General features: G+C 36.2%; 11 protein-coding genes. 3 read left to right on the top strand and 8 right to left on the bottom strand.

The genetic code is table 11. The features are described from left to right. Nucleotides 1-129 precede the first annotated feature (129 nt). Nucleotides 130-1,011: a T9SS type A sorting domain-containing protein gene (locus ACH2AZ_RS08205; protein ID WP_394907439.1), complete on the top strand. Its 882-nt coding sequence runs from the start codon at nucleotides 130-132 to the stop codon at nucleotides 1,009-1,011. Nucleotides 1,012-1,126: 115 nt separating this feature from the next. Here the strand turns inward: ACH2AZ_RS08205 and ACH2AZ_RS08200 are convergent, their stop codons facing one another. Genes ACH2AZ_RS08200 through ACH2AZ_RS08190 form a run of 3 tightly spaced genes read right to left on the bottom strand, consistent with a single transcriptional unit; the run spans nucleotide 1,127 to nucleotide 4,343 of the window. Next, on the bottom strand, nucleotides 1,127-3,196 hold the full coding sequence (locus ACH2AZ_RS08200; protein WP_394907438.1) for a M13 family metallopeptidase: 2,070 nt from the start codon (nucleotides 3,194-3,196) through the stop codon (nucleotides 1,127-1,129). 28 nt (nucleotides 3,197-3,224) lie between these two features. After that, nucleotides 3,225-3,749: a nuclear transport factor 2 family protein gene (locus ACH2AZ_RS08195; RefSeq protein WP_394907437.1), complete on the bottom strand. Its 525-nt coding sequence runs from the start codon at nucleotides 3,747-3,749 to the stop codon at nucleotides 3,225-3,227. A gap of 21 nt (nucleotides 3,750-3,770) precedes the next feature. Next, nucleotides 3,771-4,343 carry a hypothetical protein gene (locus ACH2AZ_RS08190; RefSeq protein WP_394907436.1) on the bottom strand — a complete coding sequence of 191 codons (573 nt, stop codon included), beginning with the start codon at nucleotides 4,341-4,343 and terminating at the stop codon, nucleotides 3,771-3,773. Between the two features lie 144 nt (nucleotides 4,344-4,487). Between ACH2AZ_RS08190 and ACH2AZ_RS08185 the strand changes: the two genes are divergently transcribed. Continuing rightward, the gene (locus tag ACH2AZ_RS08185; RefSeq protein ID WP_394907435.1) at nucleotides 4,488-5,432 is read left to right on the top strand and encodes an NAD-dependent epimerase/dehydratase family protein; all 945 of its coding nucleotides are present in this window, start codon (nucleotides 4,488-4,490) and stop codon (nucleotides 5,430-5,432) included. A gap of 73 nt (nucleotides 5,433-5,505) precedes the next feature. On the opposite strand, the gene ACH2AZ_RS08180 is transcribed toward ACH2AZ_RS08185, so the two are convergent. The 5 genes from ACH2AZ_RS08180 to ACH2AZ_RS08160 all read right to left on the bottom strand — a co-directional run bounded on the left by ACH2AZ_RS08180 (nucleotide 5,506) and on the right by ACH2AZ_RS08160 (nucleotide 11,126). Continuing rightward, nucleotides 5,506-6,252, bottom strand: coding sequence for a succinate dehydrogenase/fumarate reductase iron-sulfur subunit (locus ACH2AZ_RS08180; RefSeq protein WP_147862173.1), 747 nt, complete (start codon nucleotides 6,250-6,252; stop codon nucleotides 5,506-5,508). A gap of 70 nt (nucleotides 6,253-6,322) precedes the next feature. Then, complete coding sequence (locus ACH2AZ_RS08175) at nucleotides 6,323-8,326, bottom strand: fumarate reductase/succinate dehydrogenase flavoprotein subunit (RefSeq protein WP_147862174.1); 2,004 nt, start codon at nucleotides 8,324-8,326, stop codon at nucleotides 6,323-6,325. Nucleotides 8,327-8,338: 12 nt separating this feature from the next. Next, nucleotides 8,339-9,001, bottom strand: coding sequence for a succinate dehydrogenase cytochrome b subunit (locus ACH2AZ_RS08170; protein ID WP_147862175.1), 663 nt, complete (start codon nucleotides 8,999-9,001; stop codon nucleotides 8,339-8,341). 165 nt (nucleotides 9,002-9,166) lie between these two features. After that, nucleotides 9,167-9,955 carry a hypothetical protein gene (locus tag ACH2AZ_RS08165; protein ID WP_394907434.1) on the bottom strand — a complete coding sequence of 263 codons (789 nt, stop codon included), beginning with the start codon at nucleotides 9,953-9,955 and terminating at the stop codon, nucleotides 9,167-9,169. Further along, complete coding sequence (locus tag ACH2AZ_RS08160) at nucleotides 9,936-11,126, bottom strand: hypothetical protein (protein ID WP_394907433.1); 1,191 nt, start codon at nucleotides 11,124-11,126, stop codon at nucleotides 9,936-9,938. The genes ACH2AZ_RS08165 and ACH2AZ_RS08160 overlap by 20 nt, the downstream gene beginning before the upstream one ends. 334 nt (nucleotides 11,127-11,460) lie before the next feature. On the opposite strand from ACH2AZ_RS08160, the gene ACH2AZ_RS08155 reads away from it, so the two are divergent. After that, nucleotides 11,461-12,753, top strand: a complete 1,293-nt coding sequence (locus ACH2AZ_RS08155; protein ID WP_394907432.1) for an aminopeptidase P N-terminal domain-containing protein — start codon at nucleotides 11,461-11,463, stop codon at nucleotides 12,751-12,753. The last annotated feature ends 27 nt before the right edge of the window (nucleotides 12,754-12,780 follow it).

Below are 12,780 nucleotides of genomic sequence, written 5' to 3'. Positions count from 1 at the left end.
GAACTTACTATCTAAAAGTAGTAGTTAATCAACCAAAAAAGACCGTAAAAAAGGTCAACCTATTTCAGTATAATACATGATGGTCAAGTGATTGAAAGCAAAAATTTAGTAATTCAATAAAAAATCATTATGAAAACATTAATAACAACTCTCGTATTTTTGATAAGTTTAGTAGGTTTTACTCAAACTACGTTTATATTCGATAATAATTTTGAGCAAACCTTAATCGATTTGGGAATCGATAGTGATAATACAGTTAATTATCAAGTCTTAACTTCAGATATAGACCAAGTTACGCATTTAGATTTAAGTGCGTCCAGTCATCTTCCTATTTCAGATATCGAAGGAATAGAAGATTTTACTGCTTTACAGGTACTAAATATTAGTGGGATAGGCTTTATTAATTCAGGTGAAGTAGATATACCTCCTTACTTAGATTTGTCAACTTTAACAGCGCTGGAAGAATTGTATTTTACAAGTCAAGGTGATACTCATAATAATATATTAGTTCATTTATATTTAACCAACAATCCTAATTTAACCACCTTAGAATCTTTAGATGTGGGTGCGTTAGAATTTATAGATTTAGAAGGAAGCGATGTCAATCTAACTAATTTAACTATGAATTTTACTGGAGACTGGCAAGACATCTGCATAAATGTAACAGATCCTGTTGCGGCTCAAAATGCACAAGGTGTTTATGCAAGTTGGAACGTTACCTACAACTCACAAACCGGCGTTCTTTCCTATTCAGATGATTGTGAAAATTTGCATACAGCTTCAAAAGAGAAAATAAACTTTAGCCTATACCCCAACCCGGCAAGCCATCAATTTCATATTAAATCAACCAGAAATTTAGATCAAATAAAACTTTACAACCTACAAGGTAAACTGATAAAAACATTTCATCAGCAAGAAACCTATGATATTTCAAATTTAGCTAGCGGAGTTTATTTTTTAAAACTTAGAAGTGGTAAGCAAGTTTATACTCAGAAACTGATTAAAAACTAGTACTCTTCTATAGTAATCAATATAAAATTCTTATTTCATTAAAAATAATCACGAAAAAACAAAACCCATCGAACTTTAGATGGGTTTTGTTTTTTATAAATATATTCAAAAGCGCTTACCAAATAGCAACTCTATCTTTTGGAGCTACATACATAGAATCTCCTTCTTTTATGTCAAATGCTTCGTAAAATGCATCAACATTTTGCAAAGGTACGTAAGCTCTATATTGCCCTGGAGAATGCGGATCTGTCTTTATTTGTGAACGTAAGGCTTCTTCACGAGATTTGGTTCTCCAAACAGTAGCCCACGATAAGAAAAAGCGTTGTTCGGGGGTAAATCCATCGATGTTTTCGGGTCTACCGTGCTCTTTAAAGTGGCGTTGTAAACCGTCATAAGCGCCTAAAACGCCGCCTAGGTCGCCAATGTTTTCACCTAACGTAAATTTACCGTTGATATATACGCTGTCTAAAACTTCGATGGCGCTGTATTGTTCGGCCAATTGGTTTCCTCGCTTTGTGAATTCTTCTAAATCTTTATCTGTCCACCAGTTATTTAAATTTCCTTCGGCGTCAAAGCGTGCACCACTGTCATCAAAAGCATGTGAAATTTCATGACCTATTACTGCCCCGATTCCACCATAATTTACTGCAGCATCTGCTTTGTAATTATAAAATGGGGGTTGTAAAATCGCCGCAGGAAATACAATTTCGTTAAACATAGGGTTAAAGTAAGCATTCACTGTTTGAGGAGACATTCCCCATTTACTTTTGTCTACAGGCTCATAAATTTCGGCCAAATTATCTTGCATAGCCCATTGAGATATGGCTTGCATATTTGCATAGTAACTATTGTCTTGTGTTACGTTTAAATCAGAGTAATCTTCCCACTGATCTGGATATCCGATTTTAACCGTAAATTTGTCTAGCTTCTCAATAGCTTTCTTTTTGGTTTCTGCACTCATCCAGTCTAATTGCTCAATTCGGTCTTGGTAGGCTGCAATTACGTTGTCTATCATTTCTTTAGCCTTTGCTTTCGCTTCTGGCGGGAACTTTTCATCTACATACAATTGGCCTAAGGCTTCGCCGATAGCGTTATTTACCGTCGCTAAAGCACGCTCTCTCGCAGGTCTCATTTTTTGAGCACCATTTAAACGTTTGCTGTAAAACTCCCAGCTAGCTTGCTCTAAATCTGTACTTAATTGACTAGAAGCATTGTTTAGAGTTGCCCAACGCATTAAGGTTTTAATTTCACTTAGGTTTTCTGGTTGTAATACTTCTTGTACGGTGGCCATGTATTTAGGTTGCATTACCAGTACCGTGTCTAATTCTTTTTCTACTCCTAGTTCTATAAAGTATTTTTTCCAATCTATAGCCGGAACCATTTGCTGTAGGTCGGTTATTGATGTGGGATTGTTAAAGTTTCTAAAGTCGCGGCTTTGTACCTTATCTAGTCTAGGCTCGGCGAGTTTGGTTTCCCAGGCTAAAATTGTTTCGGCTTGAGCTTTAGCGCTTTCTTCGTCTTCACCTATTTTAACTAACATTTTAGCAATATAGGCTTTGTAATCTTCTCGAATAGCTTTTGAGTCTGCATCATCTTTGATGTAATAATCTCTATCGGGTAAACCAAGACCATCAGGGGCGAGATAGGCAGCATTAATATTTGAATTTGAAGGGTTGGCATAAGCTCCTAAACTAAAAAATGGAGCCGAAACTGCTGTAGGATTCTTTGCTAATACTTCTTGTAATTCTGCAATGCTTTGTATCTTCTCTATTTGCTCAAGTACTGGCTCAATAGGAGTAATACCAGCCTCATTTCGTGCAAGGGTGTCTAGTTTAGATTTAAACAAAAATAGAGCCTTAGCTTGATCGGTGTCTGGAGTATAGGTTTCGTTTTCAATCGCTTTGTCGATTATTGCCAATACATCGTTGTCTGTACTTTGCCTTAATACTTGGAAACCTCCCCAAGAAGTTCTGTCCTCCGGGATTTTAGTTTCTCGTAGCCAAGTTCCGTTTACATATTGATAAAAGTTATCTTTTGGGCTTACCAAGGTATCCATATATTGCAATTCGATACCGGGTGTGGCATTTTCTGTCGATTGTGCTAGTTGTTGAGTATTTTCTTTGCAAGAAAATAATGCTAAACCACCAGCTAAAACCAACAAATGGGGTTTTAATTTTGTTTTCATCTGTATTGTTGTTATTGATCTTTATTTATTAGTTATTGGTTTCTAGATTTGTTACAGGCTTTTTGAAGTTTTCTTTTAAAAAAATGCTGTCTTTTTCTTTTTTAAATAAAACAACTTGTTTGCCCAAAGCGTTGGGTATAGTGTACGAAAGAACATACTGCTTTATTAAAAAACCATCATCAGAATTAATGATTACCCCAGAGCCACGGCAAACTCCCATGGGTGTTTTTAATAATTCGTGAAACCAATATGTATTTTCGTTGGCAGTTATCTCTCTTTTAAAGGCTTTAAAGTGCCAAGCTTTTCCTGCCCGAAAATGCGGCGCTGCATAGCGCATAAAAGCTTCCTTATTCCAAATCTCATCGGCTTGAGTACCAATAAAAATGGCCTCTTTATGCATTTTATTAAAATAACTGGCAAATTGAGCGTTTGCTGCAGCTAGGTGCCAAGCATCTATAAAATTATTAAGATCTGCTTTGGTAGAATCATTTAGTTGTGCTCTTCCAGCTACTGAAAAAAATCCGATAAGGAAATAAAGGCCAAGCCTATTCATTTGTTTGTCATTTTTAGGATATTATTCATTTGTGCTTAAAGAATCCTCAGATTTTATAGATTCTAGAAGTTCTGCTTCAAATTCTTCTATGCTCGGTAAAAAAACTTCATTGAGTTGTGCCTTTAAATTGTTGAAAGCGATGATGACCTTTTCTAAATTGTTTTTCAATAAAGTGGTGTCTTTCACTTGGCGCTGACTCACTTGCTCTAACATTTTGGTATGGGTATAAAGAACATTTAACCTTGCGGCTATTGCATTTTCGTCAAAAACAGGAGGTATACTGTCGTTTAATTGTTTGGTTATATTGGCTAGATTGGAGGCGTTTTCTACTAAATCTTGGTAATGCGATGATTTTAAATTTTCAAGCTCATTTTCAAAGGTCTTATAATCGGCCCATGTATTGGCAGTATCTTGTGTTTTTTGGCTCAGTTGTACTTGGACTGAAGTGGGTAAAACAATATCTTTTTGTAAAATGCTAGTTTGGTTTTCTAGGAAAGAATTCTTATTGGAATTACCAGATTTATTTTCGCAGGAAATCAAACCTATTAAAACTGAAAAGATGATCAAGAAAGGCAGGGAAAAAATCCTTTTCATATAAGAGCTTTTAGGTGCGAAAGATACAATTTTTTAAAAGAATAATCTTTTTTGGGAGTCAATTTACGTGTGGGAAAGTTTTGTAATACGCTTAAAAAATCGTTTTTTTGAGGTGCTATTAAAGCCTTATAAATAAATGACTGAATGGGAAATAAAATATTAATTATAGGAGCCTGCGGGCAGATAGGAACAGAGTTAACCCTTACTTTGAGAGAGAAATTTGGGAATGAAAATGTAGTTGCCAGTGATATTAGAGAAGGCAACCAACAATTGATGCAAACTGGCCCTTTTGAAACTTTAGATGCGACCAATTATAAGGCAATTGAAGATATTGTCATGCATTATGAAATTGATGAGGTTTATTTGATGGCGGCAATGCTAAGTGCTACCGCCGAAAAATTCCCCATGCGCGGTTGGGAGTTGAATATGAATTCTCTTTTTAATGTTTTAAACCTAGCGAAAGACAAAAAGATTAGCAAATTATTTTGGCCCTCAAGTATTGCTGTGTTTGGACCTACTACACCAAAGCTAAATACGCCACAAACAACGGTAATGGAGCCTACTACCGTTTACGGAATTAGCAAGCAAACAGGAGAGCGCTGGTGCGAATATTATCACGAAAAATATGGTGTTGATGTGCGAAGTATTCGGTACCCTGGCTTAATCAGCTATAAAACCGCTCCGGGTGGTGGAACAACTGATTATGCAGTAGAGATTTTTCACGAAGCTTTAAACAAACAATCTTACACCAGTTTTTTAAGTGAAGATACTGCTTTACCTATGATGTTTATGGATGATGCAATTGAGGCAACTATACGTTTAATGGATGCAGATAAGGAATCTTTAAGCATCAAATCTTCTTATAATTTAGGTGGTATTAGCTTTACACCTAAAGAAATTGCCGAAAGCATTAAAAGGCATATTCCTAACTTTAGAATAGATTACGCGCCAGATTTTAGACAGGCTATAGCCGATTCTTGGCCTTCAAGTATCGATGATAGTCAGGCGCAAAAAGACTGGGGATGGAAACACCAATTTGATTTAGATAAAATGACGAAAGCGATGTTCGATGGTTTGCGAAATCTGTAAATTATTTTGAACTTAAAAAAAAATCCTTTTCATTGAAAAGGATTTTTTTTGGTATTATAAGTAAGGTTATTTCCTAGCCTTTAGCATTTGCACTAAGGTATTCACGATTCATACGTGCGATATTTTCAAGAGAAATACCTTTGGGACATTCAAGTTCGCAGGCTCCTGTATTCGAGCAATTTCCAAAACCTTCTTCATCCATTTGGCGTACCATAGCTTGAACACGGTCTACTGCTTCTACACGACCTTGTGGTAATAAGGCATATTGAGAAACTTTTGCAGAAGTGAAAAGCATTGCACTTGCATTTTTACAAGCCGCTACACAGGCCCCACATCCTATACAAGTGGCTGCATTAAAAGAATCATCGGCGTTATGCTTATTTACCGGGATAGAATTGGCGTCTATAGTATTACCCGATGTGTTTACCGATACGTAACCACCTGCTTGCTGAATGCGGTCGAAAGCTGTTCTGTCTACTATTAAATCTTTAATTACAGGAAACGCATTGGCTCTAAAAGGCTCTATGGTAATGGTATCTCCATCATTAAAAGAGCGCATGTGTAATTGACAAGTAGTAATTAAACGGTCTGGACCGTGAGGCTCTCCGTTAATTTGTAGCGAACAAGATCCGCAAATACCTTCTCGGCAATCGTGATCAAATTCTACTGGTTCTTCTCCTTTGGCCACTAACTCTTCATTCAATACATCTAGCATTTCTAGAAAAGACATATCTCCTTCTATACCATCAATGGGATAGTCGACCATTTTTCCTTTGGTGTTAGCACCGTCTTGGCGCCATATTTTAAGTGTAAGTTTCATAATCCTAATTTGAAGATTGAAAAATTTAAAAGTTTCGCTAGTAAGGCAAGCTGCTTTTCAATTTCTCAAATTATTTATAACTCCTTGTTTTTAATTCGATATTATCAAATACTAAATCTTCTTTGTGTAATTTGGCTTCGCGCGGATCACCGGTATATTCCCAAGCGGCAACATATTTAAAGTTTTCATCATCTCGTAATGCTTCCCCTTCTTCGGTTTGATACTCTTCTCTAAAGTGGCCTCCACAAGACTCATTTCTGTGTAGAGCATCTTTAGCAAACAGTTCACCTAACTCAAGAAAATCTGCCACCCTACCAGCTTTTTCAAGTTCTGCATTTTTGGTTTCAGCCTTTCCGGTCACCTTTACATTCTTCCAAAAATCTTCACGTAAAGCTTTAATTTCTTCTAAAGCCTCTTGTAAGCCTTGAGCGTTTCTAGCCATACCACATTTGTTCCACATAATTTTACCTAATTTCTTGTGGTAATGATCTACTGAGTGTTTGCCACTGGCTTTCATCAAACGATCAATTTTATCCTTCACATTTTTTTCGGCTTCGGCAAACTCTGGTAAATCTGTTGAGATAGCTCCTGTTCTAATGTCATTAGATAAATAATCTCCAATGGTGTAAGGCAGAACAAAATATCCATCGGCTAAACCTTGCATAAGGGCCGAAGCTCCCAATCGGTTTGCACCGTGATCAGAGAAATTGGCCTCTCCTGCAGCATAACAACCAGGAATAGTGGTTTGTAAATTATAATCAACCCATAAACCACCCATTGTATAATGTACCGCAGGATAAATCATCATAGGTGTTTCATACGGATTTTGGTCAACAATTTTTTGATACATCTGGAAAAGGTTACCGTATTTTGCTTCGACAACTTCTTTTCCTAAACGAGTAATTTCTTCCTTTGAAGCATTTTTATGACCCGAAGTGAAAGCTTTTTCCTTGCCATAACGCTCGATAGCACTTGCAAAATCTAAGAATACAGCCTCACCTGTTTTATTTACTCCAAACCCAGCATCGCAACGCTCTTTTGCTGCTCTTGAAGCTACATCTCTTGGTACTAAATTACCAAATGCAGGGTATCTGCGCTCCAAATAATAATCGCGTTCTTCTTCACTTAAATCAGTTGGTTTTAGTCGGCCTTCGCGAATCGCTATAGCATCTTCTTTCTTTTTGGGCACCCAAATACGTCCATCGTTTCGTAAAGACTCAGACATCAGCGTAAGCTTAGACTGGTGGTCTCCCGATACGGGTATACAAGTAGGGTGAATTTGGGTATAGCAAGGGTTGGCAAAATAAGCACCGCGCTTATGTGCTCTCCAGGCTGCCATCACGTTACTTCCCATTGCATTAGTCGATAAGAAGAAAACATTACCGTAACCCCCTGAAGCTAAAACTACAGCGTGTGCAGAATGTCTTTGAATTTCTCCAGTTACCATATCTCGAGCAATAATTCCTCTCGCTTTACCGTCAACCAAGACTAAATCCATCATTTCATGACGGGTAAAAGATTGAATCTTCCCTCGATTGATTTGCCTGTTCATCGCCGAGTAAGCTCCTAATAAAAGTTGCTGTCCCGTCTGACCTTTGGCGTAGAAAGTACGCGATACCAGTACCCCTCCAAATGAGCGGTTGTCTAATAATCCGCCATATTCTCTTGCAAAAGGAACTCCTTGTGCCACACATTGGTCGATGATATTACCCGATACCTCGGCTAAGCGATATACGTTGGCTTCTCGTGAACGATAGTCACCTCCTTTTACCGTGTCATAAAATAAACGATAATCAGAATCGCCATCACCTTGGTAGTTTTTTGAAGCATTTATACCCCCTTGCGCTGCAATTGAGTGTGCTCTTCGCGGTGAATCTTGGTAGCAGAAAGTTTTTACATTATATCCTAGTTCGGCAAGGGTAGCAGCTGCACTACCGCCGGCAAGACCAGTACCAACTACAATCACATCTATGTTTCTTTTGTTGGCTGGGTTTACTAAGTTTATTTCGTTTTTATGTTTTGTCCATTTATCGGCTAATGGTCCTGATGGTATTTTTGAATCTAAAACTGACATAAATCTTTCGTATTACAAGTGATTAATATAGTGATAAACGGCTATAAAAATAAACCCTAATGGGATTAAGATTGCGAAGGCTTTTGTAAAACCTTGCAAGCCTTTTGAATATTTGTTGTTAAATCCAACCGATTGAAATGAAGAAGCAAAACCATGCAATAAGTGAAGCATTAAGAAAACAAATGAAATCACATAAACACCTACGCGTATAGGATTCTCAAATTTAGCGATGGTTTCTTCATAATAGCGTGTCGGGTCTTCTGGGTGACTTTCAATATACTTGTGCATAATTTCTGGGAACCAAAAATCGTAAAAATGCAAGCCTAAAAAGGCTAAGATAACCGCTCCAGAAAAAATCATGTTTCTAGACATCCAGCTAGAATTAGCAGAGCCCTTATAGTTGGCGTAGCCTATACTTCTAGCATTTCGGTTTTGAATTTCAAGCACAAACCCCATAATAAAATGAAAAATCACCCCAAAAATTAAGATGGGTTGCAAGATGGCTTGCACTAAAAAATTAGTACCCATAAAATGAGATATCTCATTGAATACATCGGGACTTATAACCGATATAAAGTTTATGGTAAAATGTTGTAGTAAAAATAAAACTAGGAATAAACCTGACAGAGCCATAGCAAACTTTTTTGCTACAGACGATTTTAGTAATCCACCCATTGGTTGTAATGATTTTTTTATGAATTTAGCACAAAAATAAGCTATCCTATATCATTTGCAAAGTTTCTAAAGGACAAGCTTCTTATTTAGAATAAATATTAACAAACTGTTTCGTTTTGTTTTTAATTTTATTGCGATAATAGTTGATGATATTTGACTTATTTATCAAAAAAGATCCCTACTCGGTATAATTTTAAGACCAATTAGGAAGTAATTTCCAGTTACATGGTGTTTTGTGACTGTGTTTTCAGAAACCCTTAAATTTCGAGTAGTCACAACCTTGGTGAATAAATTTTTGGGTTGGTAATGATAGGTAATAAATGGTTGTAATAATAAAGGTTTGGTGTTTATGTTAAAGCCCAAAGAGAGGTTGGCTCCAAAAAATGTTGTCGCATTATAATCGCTTACAGAGGTATATCCCACTGCTCGTTCATTTTCTGTAATTGCTATTGTTGTTCCATAAATTTTTCGGGCTAAGGTGAGTTCGGGTCCTACACTAATATTAACGATAGTGATATTGAAAAGATTAAAATAATAATGCATTTCTGTATTCAATTTATATTCAAAATACGGTCCTATTTTTAGCCATCCAGCAATGTCTACTGGATAGCCGGAATCTTCTTTTTTAAAATTACTATAATTTTTTAGGTTGTAAGTACGATAAATAGCGCTAACCGAAAAGTTTAATTTTTCGTATTGTAAAAAATTATACGTTAATCCAATTTCAAAAGTGCGTGGCTTTTCAAATTCAAAAAGCATTCCGTTTAGTTCATTGTCTACATAAAGGCTGCTAATACCAGTTTGTAGACCAATTTTTTGGTATTTCTTAAAAATTTTTTCTGCGATATGCCCTTTATAAAAATTTTCTTTTTGTTGCCCAAAACTTAAAGAGAAAGAAAATATGGCAAGCACTAAACTTGCCATATTTAACTTATTATTGTACTTCGCCATCATAGAAATCTAAAGTTTTAATGTAATCGTATCGTTTATGTATCCCAAATACGTGATTATGTACAATTTTAGGTTCTTTTTGCCTGTCGAAATTTATATCTTGCGGAAGCCATTGCGCTTTTACTTTGGTTCTATAACCAGAAGTAGTTATTGCAGCAGGGTAAAAACCTTGTCCGCAATCTAAGCCGCCGATAGCAGCTACTTTAGCGTAAATTTGAGAAGGTCCAGAAATCCAACCTACTAACCATGCATCGTTATAATGCTTTGTTTTCGCCTTCACTTTAGCATTTCCAAATGGAGTATCACCTCTAAATTTAACGGTGGTTTTTATTCTTTTTTCACCGTGAACAGGTTCAAAATATTTTACGTGCCTGTTTCGGTCTAAACAATAGCCATAATCGGGTTCATGATATACTGGTGGCCAAGGTTGAGTAGGGTCTCCAGGTACATAAGGATAAGGGTTAATATCACCATTCGCTTGAGCTTCTGAAGGGATGAAGAGTGCATCATTTAGTTGGTAAGTTGGACCAGATTGCTTGTTCAATTCTCTTAAATCTTCATAGTTATTATTTTTAATTTCTACATAACCAGCCTCGTAAAATTTATAAATAATATCTTCTCCATTTTCGTTTTTGACAATTACCTCGTTCTGTGCATTTAATAGGGGACGTTCTTCATCCCAAATAAAATGATTATCAGGATCGGGATCGTTAAGAATTACTTCATTCCAATTTTCTTCATCTGTTCTTCTAGAGAGCCACTCTTCTTCTTTTTGAGCTAAATCTGCTCTAAGCGAACAAAAATTAAACTGTGCCTCAAAATCAACATAAGGTTGATTTTCATTAAACCCATATTGATTAAAATAATCTATTACCTCTTCATCGGTTAGTTCTGGAGCCATTTGTGCATTTATGTTTTCTATACCTTGTTCCCAAGCGTCATCAAGCTGCTTTGCAATTTGTTTGAAAGTTTCCCAATTAGGGAAAACCAAGATGTTATTGGTACAAGAATTTGAAACGCCATTATCTATATTTATAGCATATACACTCGTAGTTGATTCGGGTTGATAATTTAAGGTTTCTGATGTTTTGTTTTCTTCTACCACCTCCTTTTCGCAAGAATGTAAAAATAGGATAGAAAAACAAAGTGTTATATATAAGTTATGTTTTCTCATTTGTATTAATTTTAATCGTTAATAATCTGTTATAGGCTTGTTTTTTTAAGGTGGTTGTTTTGTGCCTATCTTTCCACCTTAAGTGTGGAAAAGATTAAAAACCTTTAAAATTGCATACGAGTGCAGCAAACTTGGATAGCCTTTTGCTTTTTGCTTTTTTCTTTTTTCTTTTTTCTTTTTTCTTTTTTCTTTTTCAGAATAACACTATTGAGGATGAGATTTTAAATGTAATAAAAATGTTAACACTATGCTAATTTTTTTTAAATTATTAAATATTGAACAAGCGGTCTATATTGTTTTATAGATTGCTTATTTTTGAAAAAATTCAAGTTTTATGAGATATCAAGCTATAAACAACGACTTATTTATTGAGAACAGAAAGAACTTTATGGCGCAAATGCGTCCTTCTAGTTTGGCTGTTTTTAACTCCAATGATATTTATCCAACAGGGGCAGATAGCACCATGCCTTTTCAGCAAGATAAAAACATTTTTTATCTAAGTGGGGTAGATCAAGACCAGAGTATTTTAGTGCTTTTTCCCGATGCACCAAAACCAGAGCATAGAGAAATACTTTTTCTTACCGAAACCAATGAGCATATCGCCGTTTGGGAGGGGGAGAAATTAGACAAGGAAAAAGCGCTTGAAGTTTCTGGAGTGAAAACCGTTTACTGGTTAAAAGATTTTAAAAAAGTTTTTCACGAATTAATGGCTCAATGCGATACCATTTACATCAATACCAATGAACATTACCGTGCCAATGTAGAAACCGAAACAAGAGAAGCGCGTTTCAATAAATGGGTAACAGAAGCCTACCCCGCTCATCAAAGAGCTAAAAGTAACCCCATTTTACAGCGACTGCGTGCGGTGAAACACAGCTTGGAGTTAGAAGTAATGCAAGCGGCTTGTAAAATTACCGGAAAAGGATTTAAACGTATTTTAGACTTTGTAAAACCTGGTGTATGGGAATATGAAATAGAAGCAGAATTTATGCACGAATTCTTGCGTAACCGTTCACGCGGCTTTGCCTACACGCCTATTGTGGCTTCGGGTAACAACGCTAATGTTTTGCATTATATAGAAAATAAAGCGCAATGCAAGGCGGGTGAACTTATCTTGCTGGATGTTGGTGCAGAGTATGCTAATTACTCTAGCGATATGTCTCGAACTATTCCCGTTTCAGGGAAATTTACAAAAAGACAAAAAGAGGTGTATAATTCGGTTAATAAAGTGAAAGATTTAGCCACCCAACTATTGGTGCCAGGAGCAGATTGGACCGAGTACCATAAAGAAGTAGGTAAGTTGATGACATCAGAACTACTTGACTTGAAATTGTTAGATAAAGCTGATGTGCAAAATGAAAACCCGGAATGGCCAGCGTATAAAAAATATTTTATGCACGGTACCTCACATAATATCGGTTTAGACACGCACGATTATGGTTTATTGTATGAGCCCTTAAAAGCGAATATGGTGTTTACTGTAGAACCAGGAATTTATATTCCCGATGAAGGTTTTGGTATTCGATTAGAAGATGATGTGGTTATTCAGGAACAAGGAGAGCCCTTTAATTTAATGGCTGATATTCCTATTGAAGCTGATGAAATTGAAGATTTAATGAATAAATAAATGCAATGCCTTTTCGAGGTTATAATT

Source organism: uncultured Mesonia sp. (assembly GCA_947499595.1).
GTDB lineage: Bacteria > Bacteroidota > Bacteroidia > Flavobacteriales > Flavobacteriaceae > Mesonia > Mesonia sediminis.
Note: the sequence above shows the minus strand (reverse complement) of the source record. Positions and strands in the feature narration are given on the sequence as shown.